Genomic DNA, 18,012 nt, shown 5'->3' on the forward strand with positions numbered 1-18,012 from the left:
CCGGGAGGGCGCGGCCGTGCGGGGCGGGGCCCTAGTGGTAGGAGTGCTCGGGCGCCGGGTAGACGCCGCTGACGACCTCGTCGGCGTAGGTGCGCGCGGCCTCGCCGAGCAGCGTGTTCATGTCGGCGAACTTCTTGACGAACTTCGCGGTGTGCGGCGTGAGGCCCGCCATGTCCTGCCAGACGAGGACCTGCGCGTCGGTCTGGTTGCCGCCGCCGATGCCGATCGTCGGGATGGACAGGGACGAGGTGACGCGGGCGGCGAGGTCCTCGGGCACGCATTCGAGGACGACGGAGAACGCCCCCGCGGCCTGCAGCGCCTTCGCGTCCGCCATCAGCTCGTCGCCGTCCTGGCCGCGGCCCTGCACCCGGTAGCCGCCGAAGGCGTTCACCGACTGCGGGGTGAGGCCGAGATGCCCCATCACCGGGATGCCGGCGGCGACCATCGCCTCGACCTGCGGGATGTTCCGGCGGCCGCCCTCCAGCTTGACGGCGTGCGCGCCGGTCTCCTTCATGAACCGGGTGGCGGTGGTCAGCGCCTCCGCGACGCCCGTCTGGTACGAGCCGAACGGCAGGTCGGCGACGACCATGGCGCGCTTGGAGCCGCGGACGACGGCCGCGGTGAGCGGGACCAGGTCGTCCACGGTGACGGGGATGGTCGAGTCGTAGCCGTAGACGACCATGGCGGCGGAGTCGCCGACGAGCAGCACGGGGATGCCGGCCTCGTCGAAGATCCGCGCGGTGAGCGCGTCGTACGCGGTGAGCATCGGCCACTTCTCGTGCCGCTCCTTGGCGGCGGCGATGTCGCGTACGGTCACCCTTCGCCCGCTCGTACCGCCGTAGAGTGCGGTCGGCTGTGCTGGGGGTGCGGCAGAAGAAGACATGCGAGAAACCTCCGGTCTTGAGGCGCCACGGTGGCGTACCCAGACGGAACCGATCGTGCCACTTGGCAAACGTTTCGGATACCCCTCGCGATTCCGGATTTTTCTGGTGTGCCTCCTGTGGGGGGGTGACCCCCCACACCCCCCGCGCAAGGCGCACGACGCCCTCCGGGCTCTCGGTCGGTCGTGCGGGGAATGAATTCCGAAACGATACCGTTGCGTATCGACATGGACCCCCGAACGATCCAGCGGCGCCGGTGGTACATCCTCGGCGTCCTGACCATGAGCCTCCTGGTGGTGGTGCTCGACAACACCATCCTCAACGTCGCTCTCAAGACCATCGCCGACCCGGACAAGGGCCTCGGCGCCACCCAGAGCCAGCTCGAATGGGCGATCAACTCCTACACGCTGGTCTTCGCCGGCCTGCTGTTCACCTTCGGGGTGCTCGGCGACCGGATCGGCCGCAAGCGCGTGCTGATCGGCGGCATGGCCGTGTTCGCCCTCGCCTCGCTGTTGTCGGCGTACGCGCAGTCCCCGGAGCAGCTCATCTACGCCCGCGCCCTGATGGGCCTCGGCGGCGCGGCGGTCATGCCGCAGACGCTGTCCATCATCACCAACGTCTTCGAGCCGCACGAGCGCGCCCGCGCCATCGGCATCTGGGCCGGCGCGGTCGGCCTCGGCGTCGCCATCGGCCCGCTCACCGGCGGCCTGCTGCTCGCCCACTTCTGGTGGGGCTCGGTCTTCCTCATCAACGTGCCGGTCATCGCCCTCGGCGTGACGCTCATGGCGTTCCTGGTGCCCGAGTCCCGCAACCCCGCGCCCGGACGGCTCGACCCGGTCGGCGTCGTGCTGTCGGTCGTCGGCCTGGTCGTCCTGTCGTACGGCATCATCCAGGGCGGCGAGAAGGGGAACTGGCTGGAGCTGTCCGTGCTCGGCCCGATCCTCGCCGGCGCCGCCGTCCTCGCGCTGTTCGTGTGGCACGAGGCCCGCACCGCGTCCCCGGCCTTCGACGTCCGGCTGTTCAAGGACGCGCGGATGTCGGCCGCCGTCGCGTCCATCGCGCTGTGCTTCTTCGCCGCGACCGGCGTGTTCTTCTTCGCCAACTTCTACATGCAGTCGGTGCGCGGCCTGACTCCGCTGGAGTCCGGCGCGATGGTGCTGCCGTTCGCCGTCGCGCAGCTCGCCTTCGCCCCGCGCAGCGCGGCGATGGTCCGCCGCTTCGGCGCCAAGGCGGTCTGCACGACCGGGCTGCTGCTCGTCTCGGTCGCGCTGGCGAGCTACCAGTTCGTCGGCGTCCACACCTCCATGTGGATCCTCGGCGCGATCTTCTTCGTGCAGGGCGTCGGGATGGCCAACGTGATGCCGCCCGCCACCGAGTCGGTCATGTCGGCGCTGCCCCGCGAGAAGGCGGGCGCCGGGTCGGCCATCAACAACACCGCCCGGCAGGTCGCGGTCGCGATGGGCGTGGCGGTCCTCGGCTCCGTCGTCGCGTCCGTCTACCGCGGCGACCTCCGCGAGAACCTCGCCGCGCTGCCCGCCGGCGCGCGGGAGGCGGCCGGCGAGTCGATCGAGGGGGCGCACGCCGTCGCGGCCCAGCTGGGCCCGGCAGGGCAGAACCTCATCGGCCCCGCGGACGCCGCGTTCGTCCACGCCATGCACGCCGCGTCCATCGCCGCCGCCGTCGTCTCCTTCCTCGGCGCCCTGGTCGTCCTGAAGTGGATGCCGGGCCGCGCCGCCGCCGGTCCCGCCGCGGAAACCGAGGTGCAGCGGCCGGAGAAGGCCGCCGTGTGAGAGCGTGATGGGCACTATGACCGAGACCGGGCAGCGGCAGGCGGGGCGGCCCCGCAGCGAACGCGCCGAGAAGGCCATCGTCGAGGCGACCCTCGACCTGCTCGCCGAGGAGTCGGGGGTGGCGGGCGTCTCCATCGAGGCGGTCGCCGCCCGGGCCGGCGTCGGCAAGACGACGATCTACCGGCGCTGGCCCAGCAAGGACGCGCTGATCGTGCACGCACTCGGCGCGGTGAAGGAGCCGCTGCCCGAGCCGTCCGGCGGCACCGCCCGCGCCGACCTCACCGAGATCGCGCGGACGCTCGCCGCCGGCCCGGTCAGCAGGTACTCCCGGTGCTTCTGGAACGTCGTCGGCGGCGCGGAGAAGCATCCCGAGCTGTACGCCCGCTACCGGCAGGAGGTCATCGAGCCGCGGCGCGACGTCGTCCGCCGGGTGCTGCGGCGCGGGATCGAGAGCGGGGAGCTGCGCGCCGACCTCGACGTGGAGGTCGCGATGGCGCTGCTGCTCGGCACCCTGACCGCCAAGCGGCCGCAGGAGGGGTTCCCGGACGGCTACGCCGAGGCCGTCGTCGGCACCCTCCTGCGGGGCATCGGAACCACTCCGCAATGACGTCCGGACGAAAGATCCGAGCGGATTTCGGCGTGGTAAGCGTGATCTTCTCCCCTCGGCACGGTGTCATGCCCCATACTGTCGCTGGGTAGTGCTGAGACGACCGGCTGTCTGGAGCGCGTCAGGTGAGATCCGTCATGGCGCCGCGAGGCGATGCGCCAGCCACCGATTCGGCGTCCCGGACGCTTGTCCTGGGCATCGACGGGGCCCGGCAGATCGTGCAGTGCGGGCCGAACGCCAAAGCGGTCCTCGGCCGCGTCCCCGGGGACCTGATCGGCCGGCCCGCCACCGACCTGGTCGGGGACGAGGCGAAGGCCGAGCTGGAGGCGCTGCTGGAGGCCAACGACGCCGGCCAGGAGCGCAACGGCGTGATGGCCGTGCTCCGCGGCGACGACGCCACGGCCACCAGCGCGCTGGTCACCGTGCAGCCGATGGTCGGCGGCGCCGCCGGATCCGCGCCCGCGGCGCTGCTGTTCGTCCGGGTCGAGCTGCCGCCGAGCGAGCGCTACCAGGACCCGGCCCTCATGCGGCGCGCCTTGATGGACGACCCGCTCACCCGGTTCGGCGCCACCCTCGACCTCGACCAGTCCGCCCGCGGGCTCGTCGACGTCATCGTCCCGCACTTCTGCAACGCCGCGTCCGTGCTGGTGCTGGAGAGCCTGGTCGCCGCCGACGAGGTGCACACCGAGTCCGGCGGTGCGGTGCTGCGCCGCATCGCGGTCACCTCCGACGACGGCAACCCGGCGTGGACGTCCACGTTCCCCGTCGGCGAGGTGCTCGTCTTCCCGGAGGGCACCCCGTACCGGGAGGTCATGGAGACGGCCCGGCCCGTCCACCTGCCGCACATCAGCCTGGACGCGGCCAGCGAGATCGGCCGGCTGTGGCGGCGCGGACCGGCCGGCGAACTGCTGTCCAACGTGTCGATGGTGCTGCTCCCGCTGATCGCCCGCGACACGCTGCTCGGCTTCATCGCCTGCACCCGCATCCCCGGCTTCCGCAAGTTCGACGCCTACGACGTCGAGATCGGCATGGAGTTCGCCGCCCGCGCCGCGATCGTCATCGACAACGCCCGCCGGTACAGCCGGGAGCGCGCGACCGCGCTGGCGCTGCAGCGCAGCCTGCTGCCGATGCGGCTGTCCGCGCCGTCCTCGGTCGAGGTCCGGCACCGCTACCTGCCGGGCAGCAAGCTCGTCGAGGTCGGCGGCGACTGGTACGAGTCGATCGCGCTGCCCGGCGCCCGGGTCGCGCTGATCGTCGGGGACGTCGCCGGGCACGGCGTCCGCGCCGCCGTCACGATGGGCCGGCTGCGCACCGCCCTGCACACGCTCGCGAACCTGGAGCTGCCGCCCGCCGACGCCCTGCACGTCATGCACGAGCTGATGATCGAGCTGGGCGAGCAGGAGCCGCACTTCGCCACCTGCGTGTACGCGGTGTACGACGCGACGACCGGCACGATCGAGATCGCGTCCGCCGGGCATCTGCCGCCGCTGCTCGCCGGCCCGACCGGGGAGAACGAGTACCTGCAGGTGCCGCCCGCCCCGCCGCTCGGCGTGGCCGGCGGCGCCGCCATCGAGAGCCGCGAGTTCACCGTCGAGGACGGCAGCCTCTTCGTCATCTACACCGACGGCCTCGTCGAGAACCGGGGCCGCGACATCGACGACGGCCTCGCCCGGCTGCAGGGCATCTTCGGTCCCGACTCGGTCGACCGCCCGATGGAGGACCTCGCCAAGGCCACCCTCGCCGGCGTCTACGCCGACCAGCACCGCGACGACATCGCCGTTCTCATCGCCCGGCTGCGCCGCCTCCCCGAGGACCGCTACGCCTCCTGGACGCTGCCCGCCGACCCGGCGGCCGTCCGCCGCGCCCGCGGCCTCGTCAGCACCCGGCTGGAGGAGTGGGGCCTGGAGGAGCTCGACTACACCACCGAGTTGCTGGCGTCCGAGCTCATCACCAATGCGCTGCGCTACGCGCCCGGCCCGATCGAGCTGCGCCTCCTGCTGGAACGCACCCTCGTCCTGGAGGTTCTGGACCGCTCCGCCGCGCTGCCCCGCCTGCGCCGCGCCGAGGACGACGACGAGAACGGCCGCGGCCTCCTCGTCGTCAGCCAGCTCGCCCACCGCTGGGGCAGCCGCCGCACCGCCGCCGGAAAGGTCGTCTGGTGCGAGCAGATCGTCCCCGGCGTCGACCCAGACGCCTCCGAAGAGGTCCCCTCCTGGCCCGACGAAGCCTGGCCCGGCGAAAACCACCACCGGGAATGAAGGTGCCTTCCCAGGGGGCGATCCCCTGGGACCCACGCCACGGGCGGAAGCCCGTTTCCGGCTTGTTCGGGGTGGTCAGGTTCTTTCGCGCCAGGCGTTGGTGATGGGGAGGCGGCGGTCGCGGCCGAAGTTCTTCGGGGTGATCTTGGGGCCGGGCGGGTACTGGCGGCGCTTGTACTCGGCGAGGTCGACGAGGCGGATGGTGCGTTCGACCAGGGACGGGTCGTGCCCGGCGGCGACGAGCGCGTCGCGGCCCATGTCGCGTTCGACGTAGTCGGTGAGGAGCGGGTCGAGGACGGTGTACTCGGGGAGGGTGTCGCGGTCGCGCTGGCCGGGGCGCAGTTCCGCGGACGGCTCCTTGACGATGATCGCCTCGGGGATGGGCTCCAGCGCGAACGGGTGCAGGAAGGGCGAGTCCTCGCCGGCCTGGGTGTTGCGCCAGCGGGCCAGCTCCCACACGGTGAGCTTGAAGACGTCCTTGATGGGGCCGAAGCCGCCCGCGGAGTCGCCGTAGAGGGTGGAGTAGCCGGTCGCGAGCTCGCTCTTGTTGCCGCCGGTGAGGACGAGGTGGCCGTGCTCGTTGGACAGGGCCATCCAGACGTTGGCGCGGATGCGGGCCTGGAGGTTCTCGTCGGCGAGGCCGTGCAGGTCCAGGTGCTTCTCGAACGCCTCCACCATGTCGGCGATCGGGACGATGCGGGAGTTGAGGCCCTGCCGCTTGACGAGGTCCTCGGCGTCCACGACGGAGCCCTCGGAGGAGTAGCGGCTCGGGAGCAGGACGGCGTGCACGTTCTCCGGGCCGATGGCGTCGGAGGCGATCGTGGCGACGAGGGCGGAGTCGATGCCGCCGGACAGGCCGAGGACGACGGAGCGGAAGCCGTTCTTGCGGACGTAGTCGCGGGTGCCGAGCACGAGCGCCGCGTACACCTCGGCGAGGTCGTCCAAGGGCTCGGCGACCGTCTGCGGCTCGACCGGGTAGGCGGGCAGCGTGCCGGGCGACAGGACGTGCCGGTCGATCGTGATCGTGGTGCCGTCCGGGGCGTCGACCGGGGTGCGGCCCGGCTCGGCGGGCGAGCCGGCGGCCGGCAGCGCCAGATCGGCGACGAGGAGGTGCTCGGTGAACTTGGGGGCGCGGGCGAGCAGGGCCCCGTCCGGGCCGACGATGACCGAGTCGCCGTCGAAGACGAGTTCGTCCTGGCCGCCGACCATGTTGACGTAGGCGAGCGCGCAGCCCGCCTCGCGGGCGCGCTCGGCGCACAGGTCGAGGCGGACGTCGTCCTTGTCGCGCTCGTACGGGGAGGCGTTGACGGCCAGCAGCAGCCCGGCGCCGGATCCGCCGGTGACGCTGACGGGGCCGCCGTCCTGCCAGAGGTCCTCGCAGATGACGGTGGCGACGTCGACGCCGTGGACGCGGACGACGGGCAGCCGGTCGCCGCGCACGAAGATGCGGTACTCGTCGAAGACGCCGTAGTTGGGCAGGTGGTGCTTGGCCGAGCGGACCAGCACCTCGCCGCCGTGCAGCCACGCGGCGGCGTCGAGCGGCGCGCCGGCGGGCTGCCCGGAGCGGCTCGACCGCACGGGGAGCCCGACCGTCCGCCGGTCGAGGTAGCCGGTGATGACCGGCAGGTCGCCGAGGCCCTCGTCGGCGAGCCGGCGGGCGAGCCGCTCCAGGGCCCGCTGGGACGCCTCGACGAAGGACGTGCGCAGCGCGAGGTCCTCCACCGGGTATCCGGTCAGCGCCATCTCGGGGAAGGCGACCAGGTGCGCGCCCGCGTCCGCGGCGCGGCGGCTCCATTCCACGATCAGGCCGGCGTTGCCTTCGAGGTCGCCGACGGTCGGGTTCACCTGCGCGAGCGCGATCCTGAGTTGTGCCACGCTCCAAGGGTAGAACGACGGAGCCAGTTTCGTCACTTTGACGAGAAGGGTGTGTCGAGCGCCACTGCGCGCCGCCGCCTGATCGCGGGGCCGAGCGCGAGCTGCGCCGCGGCGGCGGTGAGGGCGAGACCCGCGCAGCTCAGCCACAGTGCGGGCGCCCCTCCGGCGTCGAGCAGCTGCGTGCCGCCGAGCGGCGCCAGCAGGAAGCCGCCCGACCACGCCACGCCGTACAGGCCGCCGTACCGGCCGCGCAGGCCGGCGGGCGCGAGGTCGGCGACGACGGCCTGCAGGACGGACGCGGCGGTGATCTCCCCGAGCGTCCACACCAGGATCGTCGCGGTGTAGGCGCTCACGGACGAGGCGAGCGACGTGAGCCCGTACCCGACCCCGACCAGCGCGAACCCCGCCGCCATCACCAGGCTGTGGTCGCGCCGCGCCAGCCACGCGTTCACCAGCGGCTGCACGAGGACGATCAGGGCCCCGTTCGCGGCGATCGCGAGGCCGTAGGACCGCGGGCCGAGCCCGTCCAGCTTCATCGCCAGCGGCATCGTCGTCATGCCCTGCATGAGCACGAACGTGTAGACCAGCGTGATCAGCACGTAGGCGACCATGACCCGGTCGCGGAGCACGCGGCCGAACCCGCCCGCCCGCTCAGCACGGGCCTCCCGCGCCCGCGTCTCGGGCACGGCGCGCCACACCAGGAGGCCGAACGCGGCGCAGGTGAGGGCGTCGATCCAGAACAGCCACAGGAAGCCCTGCTGCGCGAGCGTCCCGCCGAGCACCATGGCGACGGCCCAGCCGAGGTTGACCGCCCAGAACAGCAGCCCGAACGCGCGCGGGCGGTCCGCGGGGGAGATGATGTCCGCCACCATCGCCTGCGAGGCGGGCCGGTACATGTCCAGCAGCAGGCCGAGCAGGAGCGCCGCGCCGACGATCGCGGCGAGGCCCTGCGCGTAGCCGAGCGCGAGCATCGCCGCGCCGGTGCCGACGGTCGCGGACGTCAGCGTCACGCGGCGGCCGAGGCGGTCGGCGAGCGCGCCGCCCGCGAGCTGCCCGCCGAGCGACCCGGTGCCCAGCACGGCCATCACCAGGCCGGCCTGGGTGAGCGACAGCCCGCGCATGGTCGTCAGGTACAGGCCGAGGAACGGTTCGACCATGGTTCCGAGCCGGTTGAGCAGGGTCCCCGCCCAGAGCACCCAGAACGTCCGGGGAAAGCCGCCGACCCGGGGTCGCAGGAACGCCGCGAGCCTGCCGGTTTCGGTGCCGACAGGAGTGTCTCCCAGAGTGGTCACTCGCCCGATGGTGAGGGCTCCGCACGCCCCGAGATAATCATTTAGCCTGAACTAAATGATCGAGTTCGTGTTCGCGCCGGAGGACGTGGCGCGGGTCCGGTTCGCGTTCTCGCCGCTGTGGGAGATGGTGCGCAGCCTGCGGGTCCTCACCGACCCGTCCGGCCACGCCCTGCACCTGCCGTGGGTGCGCACCGTCCGGCCCCGCCTGCGCGGGCTCGGCCTGGAGCCGCTCCAGGAGGTCGTCCAGCCCGCCGGGTACATCCCGGACTTCCTCACCCCGCCGCCGGGGACCCCGCTGCCCGAGCTCGGCGCCGAACTGGAGATCGTCCGGGCCACGCCCCCCGAGGTGGTCGCCGCGGAGCTGCGCTGGACGACGCGCGGCCGGCGTCCGGCCCAGGCCCGCCTCGCCATGGCCGCCGACCCGGAGCGCACCCTGGCGCACCTCGCCGACCTTCTCGAACGGTACTGGGAGGTCGCCATGGAGCCGTTCTGGCCGCGGGTCCGCGACCTCCTTGAGGGGGACGTCCTGCGCCGTGCGGGCGCGCTCACCGCCGAGGGCGCGGCCGGAGTCTTCGGCGACCTGCACGGGGCGGTCACCTGGCGCGCCGGGACGCTGACCGTCGACCGCCCCTGGCGATTCCGCGGTGAGCTCGCCGGGCGCGGGATCCTGCTCGTCCCCAGCGCGTTCGTGTGGCCGAAGGTGTCGGTGATGGTGCCGCCCTACCAGCCCATGCTCAGTTATCCGCCGCGCGGCGTGGCGACGCTGTGGGAGACCGGGCGGCCGGACGACGACCGGGCCGGCGCGCTCGCCGCGCTGATCGGCCGCCGCCGCGCCGAACTGCTCTCGGCGCTCGCGACCCCCGCGTCCACCACCGACCTGGCGAGGCGGACCGGCGTCACCGCCGGCGCGGTCAGCCAGCATCTCGGCGTGCTGCGCGCCTGCGGCCTCGTCATCGGGCACCGGATGGGCCGCCGCGTCCTCTACGTCCGCACCGCGGCCGGGGACGCCCTCGCCGGTGCTCAGCGCAGCGACGCGAGAGCGTCCAGCCGCGGTGGCGCGGGCGTGCCGCCGGGGCCGTAGCGTCCGGACTCGGCGAGCCAGTCCATGTGCGCCCGCGGCGTGTCCAGCAGGACCTTGACGACCTGGGCGGCGGCGGCGCGCTGCGCCACGGTCAGCTCCAGCCGGTCGAGCATCTCCGGCAGCTTGCGCGCCGCCGTCCACGCCTCTTCGAGCCGGTCGGCGATCCGGGCGGCGACCGCGGCCGCGGCCTCCGGAGGGTCGAGCCCCTGCGCGCGGCCGAGGACGGCGGGCAGGTCGTGCATGTCGCCGCGGTCGGCCTCCAGGTCGTGCGAGGCGAGGTCGTTGGACCAGGCCACGACGTCGGCGACGCTGTGCGCGAGGGTCTTCCACCGGGGCGTGCGCAGCAGCCGCGCCGGCAGTTCGACGCCGAGGACGGGCTCGACCAGGTCGTAGAGGAACGGCCCGCACGCCCGGCGGCGCAGCGGCGCGTACTCGGCCTCCGTCGGGACGTGCCTGATCCGCCGGTTGACCGCCTCCTCCGCGCACCCGTCCCGGTGCGCCTCCAGGTGCAGCATGAACCGGCGGCGCCAGTCGCGGCTCATGCCCTTGGACGTCGCGTCCCACAGCTCCACCAGCGCGGCCTCCAGCGGCCGGGCGCCGGGCCGGGCGTGGCCGCGCCGCATCGCGCGCGTCAGGTCGTCGTACAGTGCGTGCACCGCGCTGCCGCTGTCGGCGAGCGGCGGGTGGTCCATCGTGTCGTCCAGCGCGAGCGTCCACGTCAGCCAGCGGGCGAACAGGTCCACGGCGGCGAGGTCGGCGTCCGGGAACACGCGGGCGGCGAGCCGCTCGCAGCGGGCCCGGCCGAGCGGGGAGGTGTCCGGATCTCCGAGCACCAGCCCGCGGCCGCGCGCCCAGGTCTCCACCTGCGCGCACAGCTGCCACGACTCCGGATGCATGGCCGAGGGGGTGGCCAGGGCGGTCACCCGGTCGGTCATCGAGAGAAGAAGTGAGATGTCCACGACCCTGCCCACGCTAACGATCACCGTGTGCGGCGACCATGATCGCCACGTCAATTTTCGGGAAACGGATATCCGGGCCGGGTGGCTGCCCGGCACTGCCGCTCACGTGGGCGGACGTGGGATAGTTCGATGATCGAGAAGCAGCTCAATCAGGAGGAAACGTGTCCAGACGGACCACGCGGTGGGCACTGGGCGCGGGGCTGGCGGCCCTGGCGCTGACCGCTTCGGCGTGCGGTGGAGACAAGGGCGCCACGGTGCAGGGCGTGAAGCTCATCGAGAAGGGCGCGCTCACCTCGTGCACGCACCTGCCCTATCCGCCCTTCCAGTCGGAGGACAAGAAGACCGGCAAGGTCGTCGGCTTCGACGTCGACATCATCGATCTCGTCGCCAAGAAGCTCGGCGTCACCCAGAAGGTGGTCGACACCCCGTTCGAGACGATGAAGACCGGCTCGGCGCTGAACGCCGGCAAGTGCGACATCCAGATGGGCGGCATGACGATCACGCCCGAGCGCAAGAGGTTCATGGACGTGTCCGACCCCTACTTCGACGCCACGCAGGCGCTGATGGCGAAGAAGGGCAGCGGCATCACCTCGCTGGACGACGTCAAGTCCAAGAAGCTCAAGCTCGGATCGCAGGCCGGAACCACCGGCGAGGACTACGTCAAGAGCAAGGGCTTCGACCCGCGCTCGTTCGACAACTCCAACGCCGAGCTCAGCGGCCTGCGCACCGAACAGGTGGACGTGATCGTGCAGGACGACCCGGTCGTCAAGGGCTGGCTGAAGGTCCCGCTAAACGCGCAGTACGAGATCGTCGCGAACCTGAACACCGGCGAGCAGTACGGCATGTGGATGCGCAAGAACAACAACCCCGAACTGGTCAAGATCACCAACCAGGTGATCGCACAGGCCAAGTCGGACGGCACCTACAAGAAGATCTACGAGAAGTGGATCGGCACGATGCCGAAGACCGGCGGCGGCTCGTGACCTCCGAGCCGGTCGACACGGCGGCGCCGGGCGGGCTGTCCCGCCGGCGCCGCCGGCAGCTCTCGCTCGGCGGGCAGTACGGCGTCTTCGCCGTCGTCGTCGTGCTGGTCGCGGTACTGGCCGACTGGAACACCCTGCGGCTCAACTTCGCCAACTGGAGCGTGGCGAAGGAGCTCTTCCCCGACATCATCACGATCGGGCTGCGCAACACCGCGCTCTACACCGCCGTCGGCTTCGGCCTCGGCCTCGGCGGCGGGCTCGTCGTCGCGCTGATGCGGCTGTCGTCCGTCCCCCCGTACCGGTGGTTCGCCACCGCCTACATCGAGATCTTCCGCGGCCTGCCGCTGCTGCTGATCTTCATCTTCGTGGGCGTCGGCGTGCCGCTGGCCTTCCCCGGCACGAACATCCCGGGCGGCGCCGCGGGGCAGGCGGGGCTGGCCCTCGGGCTCGCCGCGACCGCCTACATGGCCGAGACGATCCGGGCCGGTATCGAGGCCGTCCCGAAGGGGCAGCTGGAGGCGGCGCGCTCGCTCGGCATGTCGCACGCCCGCGCGATGCGGTCGATCATCATCCCGCAGGCGTTCCGGATCATCATCCCGCCGCTGACGAACGAGCTGGTGCTGCTCTGCAAGGACTCCTCCCTCGTGCTGTTCCTCGGCATCACCCTCGAACAGCGGGAGCTCACCAAGTTCGGCCGCGACCTCGCGGGCGAGCAGGGCAACACCACCCCGATCATCGTGGCCGGGATCTGCTATCTGATCATCACGATCCCGCTGAGCCTGCTGGCCCGGCGGCTGGAGGCGCGGCAGCGCAGGGGGCAGCGATGACGAGCCTCGGCAAGGGGAAGACCGGCGGGAACGCCATCGACATCAGCGGCCTGCGCAAGTCGTTCGGGACGAACGAGGTGCTGCGCGGCATCGACTTCCACGTCGAGCCGGGCGAGGTCGTCTGCGTGATCGGCCCGTCCGGGTCGGGCAAGTCGACGCTGCTGCGCTGCGTCAACCTGCTGGAGGAGCCGTCGGCCGGGACGATCCGGGTCGTCGGCGCGGACGTCACCGACCCCGACGTGGACATCGACGCCGTCCGCCGCCGGATCGGCATGGTGTTCCAGTCGTTCAACCTGTTCCCGCACCTCACGGCGCTCGGCAACGTGATGATCGCGCAGCGCAAGGTGCTCAGGCGGGACAAGGCGGAGGCCGAGCGCGTCGCCCGGGAGAACCTGGAGCGGGTCGGGCTGGCCGACAAGATCGCCTCCTATCCGGCGCGGCTGTCCGGCGGGCAGCAGCAGCGCGTGGCGATCGCCCGCGCGCTCGCGATGGGCCCGGAGGTGATGCTGTTCGACGAGCCGACGTCCGCGCTGGACCCCGAACTCGTCGGCGACGTCCTCGGCGTCATGCGCGGGCTGGCCGAGGCGGGGATGACCATGCTCGTGGTCACCCACGAGATGAGCTTCGCCCAGGAGGTGGCCGATCGGGTCGTGTTCATGGACGGCGGCGTGGTGGTCGAGGAGGGCCCGCCGTCGCGGGTGATCGCCGACCCCGCGCACGAGCGGACCAGGACGTTCCTCTCCCGCGTCCTCGACCCGGCCGCGGCGCGGGTCGGGGAGGGCGAGTAGTCGTATATGTTCCGATCACCGGCCCCGGGCGCGTAACGTCGCGGTAACAGCGGCGGGGCATACTGCAAAACGTAGCCGGACCGGCGTCCGCGACCGGACCGCAGGCCGGCATACCGGGCCCCGCGTCAGCGACGAGGGCAGCGCACCGAGGGAGAGGGCATTGGACCGTCAGCAGGAGTTCGTGCTCCGCACGCTGGAGGAGCGCGACATCCGCTTCATCCGGCTGTGGTTCACCGACGTGCTCGGGTTCCTGAAGTCGGTGGCCGTCGCCCCCGCCGAGCTGGAGGGCGCCTTCGGCGAGGGCATCGGCTTCGACGGCTCCGCGATCGAGGGCTTCGCCCGGGTGTACGAGGCCGACATGATCGCCAAGCCGGACCCGTCCACGTTCCAGGTGCTGCCGTGGCGGTCGGAGTCCCCCGGCGTGGGCCGGATGTTCTGCGACATCCTGATGCCGGACGGGACGCCGAGCTTCGCCGACCCCCGGTACGTCCTGAAGCGCTCCCTGGCCCGGGCCGCCGACCTCGGGTTCACCTTCTACACCCACCCCGAGATCGAGTTCTTCCTCCTCAACGACAAGCCCGAGGACGGCCGCGAGCCCGAGCCGGCGGACGCGGCCGGCTACTTCGACCACACCCCGCACAGCGCCGCGCACGACTTCCGCCGCAACGCGATCATGATGCTGGAGGCGATGGGCATCTCGGTGGAGTTCAGCCACCACGAGGGCGCCCCCGGCCAGCAGGAGATCGACCTGCGGTACGCCGACGCGCTGACCACGGCCGACAACATCATGACGTTCCGGCTCGTCATGAAGGAGGTCGCACTGGAGCAGGGCGTGCACGCCTCGTTCATGCCGAAGCCGTTCACCGAGCACCCGGGCTCGGGCATGCACACCCACATGTCGCTGTTCGAGGGCGACCGCAACGCCTTCTACGAACCGGGCGCCGAGTACAAGCTGTCCAAGGCCGGGCGGGCGTTCATCGCCGGGCTGCTGCGGCACTCCGCGGAGATCACCGCCGTGTGCAACCAGTGGGTCAACTCCTACAAGCGGCTGTGGGGCAACGTCGGCTCGGCCGCCGGCGCCGGGGGAGAGGCCCCGTCCTACATCTGCTGGGGGCACAACAACCGGTCGGCGCTCGTCCGCGTCCCCATGTACAAGCCGCACAAGGGCCACTCGACCCGCATCGAGTTCCGGTCGCTGGACACGGCCGCGAACCCCTACCTGGCGTTCGCGGCGATCCTCGGCGCGGGGCTCAAGGGGATCGAGGAGGGCTACGAGCTGCCGCCGGGCGCCGAGGACGACGTCTGGGCGCTCACCGTCGCCGAGCGGCGCGCCCTCGGCATCGAGCCGCTGCCGCAGAACCTGGACGAGGCGATCCGCGCTATGGAGCGCAGCGAGCTGATGGCGGACGTCCTCGGGGAGCACGTGTTCGACTTCTTCCTGCGCAACAAGCGCCAGGAGTGGGAGGAGTACCGGCGGCAGGTGACCGAGTTCGAGCGCAAGCGGCTTTTGGCGGTTCTCTGACCGTCCTCCAGCCCCCACCCACCGCCATTCAACGGACGAGCTCCGCTCGACGCCCGGCCGGATTACGGTTGACCTGTGACCGAGTCATGGACTCCCGACCGCCGTCCCTCGCTCGCCGGGCGCCTGGCGCGGCTCGGCTTCATCGACGCGGCGCGGGCGGAGCGGCTGCTGGCCGACGCGGAGCGGGAGACCGGCGCCATGCCCGGCACCGGCCTGCTCGACGCCCTCGGCGGCACCGCCGATCCCGATCTCGCGCTGGACGGCCTGCTGCGGCTCCTCGCGTCCGCGGACGAGCGGGGCGTGGGCGGCGACCTGCGCGGGGCGCTCGCCGGGGAGCCGGGAACGCGGGAGCGGCTCACCGCCGTCCTCGGGGTGAGCGCGGCGCTGGGCGATCACCTGGCCCGCCACCCGGAGCACTGGCGGATGCTGCGGGACGGCCCTGCGGTTCCTGCCGGGCCTGCCCGCGACGATCTGCTGGCCGCCGTGGGCGCCGACCCGGGCGCGCAGGACCCCGTGGCCGCCGCCCCGGATCCGCTCCTCGCGCTCCGTGTCGCCTACCGCCGCAGGCTCCTCGCCCTGGCGGGACGCGACCTGATCGGCGTGGCGGACGTCGCCGAGGTCGCCGCCGAGCTGGCCGACCTCGCCGCGGCCGCGCTGGAGGCGGGTCTCGCGATCGCCCGCGCCGAGGTCCCCGAGCACGGCACCTGCCGGCTCGCGGTGATCGGCATGGGCAAGTGCGGGGGCCGCGAGCTGAACTACGTCAGCGACGTCGACGTGATCTTCGTGGCCGAAGCGCGCGCGGGCGAGCCGGAGGTCGCGGCCCTGCGCACCGCGACCCGGCTGGCGTCGGCGATGATGCGGGCCTGCTCGGCGTCGACGCGGGAGGGCGACCTCTGGGAGGTGGACGCGGCGCTGCGCCCCGAGGGCAAGGCGGGGCCGCTCGTGCGGACCCTCGCCAGCCACCGCGCCTACTACGAGCGCTGGGCGAAGACGTGGGAGTTCCAGGCGCTGCTGAAGGCCCGCCCCGTCGCCGGCGACGCGGGTCTCGGCGCCCGCTACCTCGACGTGATCACCCCGATCGTGTGGAAGGCCGCGGAGGGCGAGAGCTTCGTCGAGGACGTCCAGGACATGCGGCGCCGCGTCGAGGCCGACCTGAACCAGCGCACCGCCGACTCCGAGCGGCAGCTCAAGCTCGGCCCCGGCGGGCTCCGCGACGTCGAGTTCTCGGTGCAGCTGCTGCAGCTCGTCCACGGCCGGGCCGACGAGACGCTCCGCAGCCCGACCACGCTGGTCGCGCTCAGCGATCTGTCGCAGGGCGGCTATGTCGGACGCGACGACGCGGCGGCGCTTGCGTCGGCCTACCGGTTCCTGCGGAGGGTGGAGCATCTCGTCCAGCTGCACCGGCTGCGCCGCACCCACCTCGTCCCCGACGACGAGGACGGCCTGCGCCGCCTCGGCCGCGCCCTCGGCCTGCGCACCGACCCGGTCGGCGAGTTCACCGCGCTGTGGCGGCGGCACGCCCGCGAGGTCCGCCGCATCCACGAGAAGCTGTTCTACCGGCCGCTGCTGCGGGCCGTGGCGCGGCTCCCGGGGGAGGAGGCCCGCCTCACCCCGGAGGCCGCCCGGACCCGGCTGGAGGCCCTCGGCTACGCCGACCCGGCGGGTGCGCTCCGGCACATCGAGGCGCTGACGTCGGGCGTGTCGCGGCGAGCCGCGATCCAGCGGACGCTGCTGCCGGTCATGCTCGGCTGGTTCGCCGACGCGCCCGACCCCGACGCCGGCCTGCTCGGGTTCCGGCAGGTCAGCGACGCGCTCGGCACCACGCCCTGGTACCTGCGGCTGCTGCGGGACGAGGTGACCGTCGCCGAGCGGATGGCGTGGGTCCTCGGCTCCAGCCGGTACGCCACCGATCTCCTGCTGCGCGCCCCCGAGGCGGTCGCCCTGCTCGGCGCCGACGGCGATCTCACCCCGCGTCCGTGCGAGGTGCTGCGCTCGGAGGCCCTCGCGGCCGTGCGGCGGCACAAGAAGGGGCCCGCAGGGCCCGGGGAGCCGTCGCCCCAGGGGGAGACGGCGGGCAGCCGCCCGGCGGAGGAGGCGGTCGGGGTGGTGCGCGGGCTGCGGCGCCGGGAGCTGTTCAGGGTGGCGGTCGCCGATCTGCTCGGCCTCGTGGACGTCCGGGCCGTGGGGGAGGCCCTGACCTGCATCGCCACCGTCACGGTCGAGGCCGCGCTGCAGGCCGCCGTCAACAAGATCGAGATGGAGGCGCGGGAGCCGCTGCCCACCCGGATGGCGGTCGTCGCGATGGGGCGGTTCGGCGGGCACGAGCTCGGCTACGGCAGTGACGCCGACGTGATGTTCGTCCACGACCCGCTGCCGGGCGCGGACGAGCGGGCCGCCGGGCGCGCCGCGCACGCCGTCGCCGAGGAACTGCGCCGCCTCCTCGCGCTGCCGGCCCCGGACCCGCCACTGGAGATCGACCCGAACCTGCGCCCGGAGGGACGGCAGGGGCCGCTGGTGCGCACCCTCGCCTCCTATGCCGCCTACTACTCCCGCTGGTCGGAGCCCTGGGAGGCGCAGGCGCTGCTGCGCGCCGACCCGCTGATCGGCGACGCGGGCCTGCGCGACCGGTTCCGGGCGCTGATCGACCCCGTCCGCTGGCCCGAGGACGGCATCGGCGAGGACGCCGTCCGGCAGATCCGGCGGCTGAAGGCACGGATGGAGTCCGAGCGGCTCCCGCGCGGTGTCGAACGCCGGCTGCACACCAAGCTCGGGCCCGGCGGCCTCGCGGACGTCGAGTGGGTCGCGCAGCTGCTCCAGCTCAAGCACGCCCACGACGTCCCCGGGCTGCGCACCACCCGCACGCTGGACGCGCTGGACGCGGCGGTCGAGGCCGGCGTCCTGGACGCGGGCGACGCCGGCGTCCTCGCGGAGGCGTGGTGCCTGGCGACCCGGATCCGTGGTTCGATCATGTTGGTGCGGGGCCGCGCGTCCGACCTGCTGCCGACCGACCACCACCGGGAGCGCAGCGCGGTCACCCGTGTCCTCGGCTATCCCGGGACGGGTGACCTTCTGGAGGACTATCGCCGGCACGCCCGCCGTGCCCGCGCCGTCGTCGACCGTGTGTTCTACGGGGCCGGGTAATCCCGGAG

At 72.9% G+C, this 18,012-nt stretch carries 13 protein-coding genes; 9 read left to right on the forward strand and 4 right to left on the reverse strand.

From position 1 onward, the window contains the following. Positions 1 to 31: 31 nt before the first annotated feature. Positions 32 to 883, reverse strand: coding sequence for a 3-methyl-2-oxobutanoate hydroxymethyltransferase (gene panB / locus ACQPZP_RS15090; RefSeq protein WP_433478237.1), 852 nt, complete (start codon positions 881 to 883; stop codon positions 32 to 34). 225 nt (positions 884 to 1,108) lie between these two features. On the opposite strand from panB, the gene ACQPZP_RS15095 reads away from it, so the two are divergent. From ACQPZP_RS15095 to ACQPZP_RS15105, 3 genes are all read left to right on the forward strand, one after another. After that, complete coding sequence (locus ACQPZP_RS15095; RefSeq protein WP_433478238.1) at positions 1,109 to 2,671, forward strand: MFS transporter; 1,563 nt, start codon at positions 1,109 to 1,111, stop codon at positions 2,669 to 2,671. Positions 2,672 to 2,678: 7 nt separating this feature from the next. Further along, positions 2,679 to 3,278 (forward strand): TetR/AcrR family transcriptional regulator, encoded by a 600-nt coding sequence (locus ACQPZP_RS15100; RefSeq protein WP_433478239.1) that lies wholly within the window; start codon positions 2,679 to 2,681, stop codon positions 3,276 to 3,278. A 137-nt stretch (positions 3,279 to 3,415) separates the two neighbouring features. After that, complete coding sequence (locus ACQPZP_RS15105) at positions 3,416 to 5,536, forward strand: SpoIIE family protein phosphatase (RefSeq protein ID WP_433478240.1); 2,121 nt, start codon at positions 3,416 to 3,418, stop codon at positions 5,534 to 5,536. Between the two features lie 75 nt (positions 5,537 to 5,611). Here ACQPZP_RS15105 and ACQPZP_RS15110 read toward each other — a convergent pair whose 3' ends face one another. Together ACQPZP_RS15110 and ACQPZP_RS15115 are read right to left on the reverse strand one after the other, a co-directional pair. Further along, entirely contained in the window at positions 5,612 to 7,411 is a 1,800-nt protein-coding gene (locus ACQPZP_RS15110) for an NAD+ synthase (protein ID WP_433478241.1), read from the reverse strand. Positions 7,412 to 7,443: 32 nt separating this feature from the next. Further along, the gene (locus ACQPZP_RS15115) at positions 7,444 to 8,703 is read right to left on the reverse strand and encodes an MDR family MFS transporter (protein WP_433478242.1); all 1,260 of its coding nucleotides are present in this window, start codon (positions 8,701 to 8,703) and stop codon (positions 7,444 to 7,446) included. Between the two features lie 55 nt (positions 8,704 to 8,758). Here ACQPZP_RS15115 and ACQPZP_RS15120 point away from each other — a divergent pair, with 55 nt between their 5' ends. Next, a complete protein-coding gene (locus ACQPZP_RS15120) occupies positions 8,759 to 9,784 on the forward strand; it encodes a DUF5937 family protein (protein WP_433478243.1) in 1,026 nt (341 codons plus the stop codon). Here ACQPZP_RS15120 and ACQPZP_RS15125 read toward each other — a convergent pair. After that, the gene (locus ACQPZP_RS15125; RefSeq protein ID WP_433478244.1) at positions 9,724 to 10,743 is read right to left on the reverse strand and encodes a terpene synthase family protein; all 1,020 of its coding nucleotides are present in this window, start codon (positions 10,741 to 10,743) and stop codon (positions 9,724 to 9,726) included. The two genes, ACQPZP_RS15120 and ACQPZP_RS15125, sit on opposite strands and share 61 nt — an antisense overlap. Positions 10,744 to 10,904: 161 nt before the next feature. Here ACQPZP_RS15125 and ACQPZP_RS15130 point away from each other — a divergent pair, with 161 nt between their 5' ends. From ACQPZP_RS15130 to ACQPZP_RS15150, 5 genes are all read left to right on the forward strand, one after another. Beyond that, a complete protein-coding gene (locus ACQPZP_RS15130) occupies positions 10,905 to 11,726 on the forward strand; it encodes a substrate-binding periplasmic protein (RefSeq protein ID WP_433478245.1) in 822 nt (273 codons plus the stop codon). Next, a complete protein-coding gene (locus ACQPZP_RS15135; protein ID WP_433478246.1) occupies positions 11,687 to 12,553 on the forward strand; it encodes an amino acid ABC transporter permease in 867 nt (288 codons plus the stop codon). The genes ACQPZP_RS15130 and ACQPZP_RS15135 overlap by 40 nt, the downstream gene beginning before the upstream one ends. Next, the gene (locus ACQPZP_RS15140; protein WP_433478247.1) at positions 12,550 to 13,341 is read left to right on the forward strand and encodes an amino acid ABC transporter ATP-binding protein; all 792 of its coding nucleotides are present in this window, start codon (positions 12,550 to 12,552) and stop codon (positions 13,339 to 13,341) included. The genes ACQPZP_RS15135 and ACQPZP_RS15140 overlap by 4 nt, the downstream gene beginning before the upstream one ends. 160 nt (positions 13,342 to 13,501) lie before the next feature. Further along, entirely contained in the window at positions 13,502 to 14,863 is a 1,362-nt protein-coding gene (gene glnA, locus ACQPZP_RS15145) for a type I glutamate--ammonia ligase (protein ID WP_433478248.1), read from the forward strand. A gap of 75 nt (positions 14,864 to 14,938) precedes the next feature. Further along, the gene (locus ACQPZP_RS15150; RefSeq protein ID WP_433478249.1) at positions 14,939 to 18,004 is read left to right on the forward strand and encodes a bifunctional [glutamine synthetase] adenylyltransferase/[glutamine synthetase]-adenylyl-L-tyrosine phosphorylase; all 3,066 of its coding nucleotides are present in this window, start codon (positions 14,939 to 14,941) and stop codon (positions 18,002 to 18,004) included. Positions 18,005 to 18,012 lie beyond the last annotated feature (8 nt).

Source organism: Spirillospora sp. CA-142024 (genome assembly GCF_050942325.1).
Lineage (GTDB): Bacteria > Actinomycetota > Actinomycetes > Streptosporangiales > Streptosporangiaceae > Spirillospora.

Bases quoted from the DNA above. Each gene is read 5' to 3' on its own strand.
- ACQPZP_RS15105 (WP_433478240.1), top strand. From the start codon at position 3,416: ATGGCGCCGCGAGGCGATGCGCCAGCCACCGATTCGGCGTCCCGGACG.
- panB (WP_433478237.1), bottom strand. From the start codon at position 883: ATGTCTTCTTCTGCCGCACCCCCAGCACAGCCGACCGCACTCTACGGC.
- ACQPZP_RS15100 (WP_433478239.1), top strand. From the start codon at position 2,679: ATGGGCACTATGACCGAGACCGGGCAGCGGCAGGCGGGGCGGCCCCGC.
- ACQPZP_RS15095 (WP_433478238.1), top strand. From the start codon at position 1,109: ATGGACCCCCGAACGATCCAGCGGCGCCGGTGGTACATCCTCGGCGTC.
- ACQPZP_RS15140 (WP_433478247.1), top strand. From the start codon at position 12,550: ATGACGAGCCTCGGCAAGGGGAAGACCGGCGGGAACGCCATCGACATC.
- ACQPZP_RS15120 (WP_433478243.1), top strand. From the start codon at position 8,759: ATGATCGAGTTCGTGTTCGCGCCGGAGGACGTGGCGCGGGTCCGGTTC.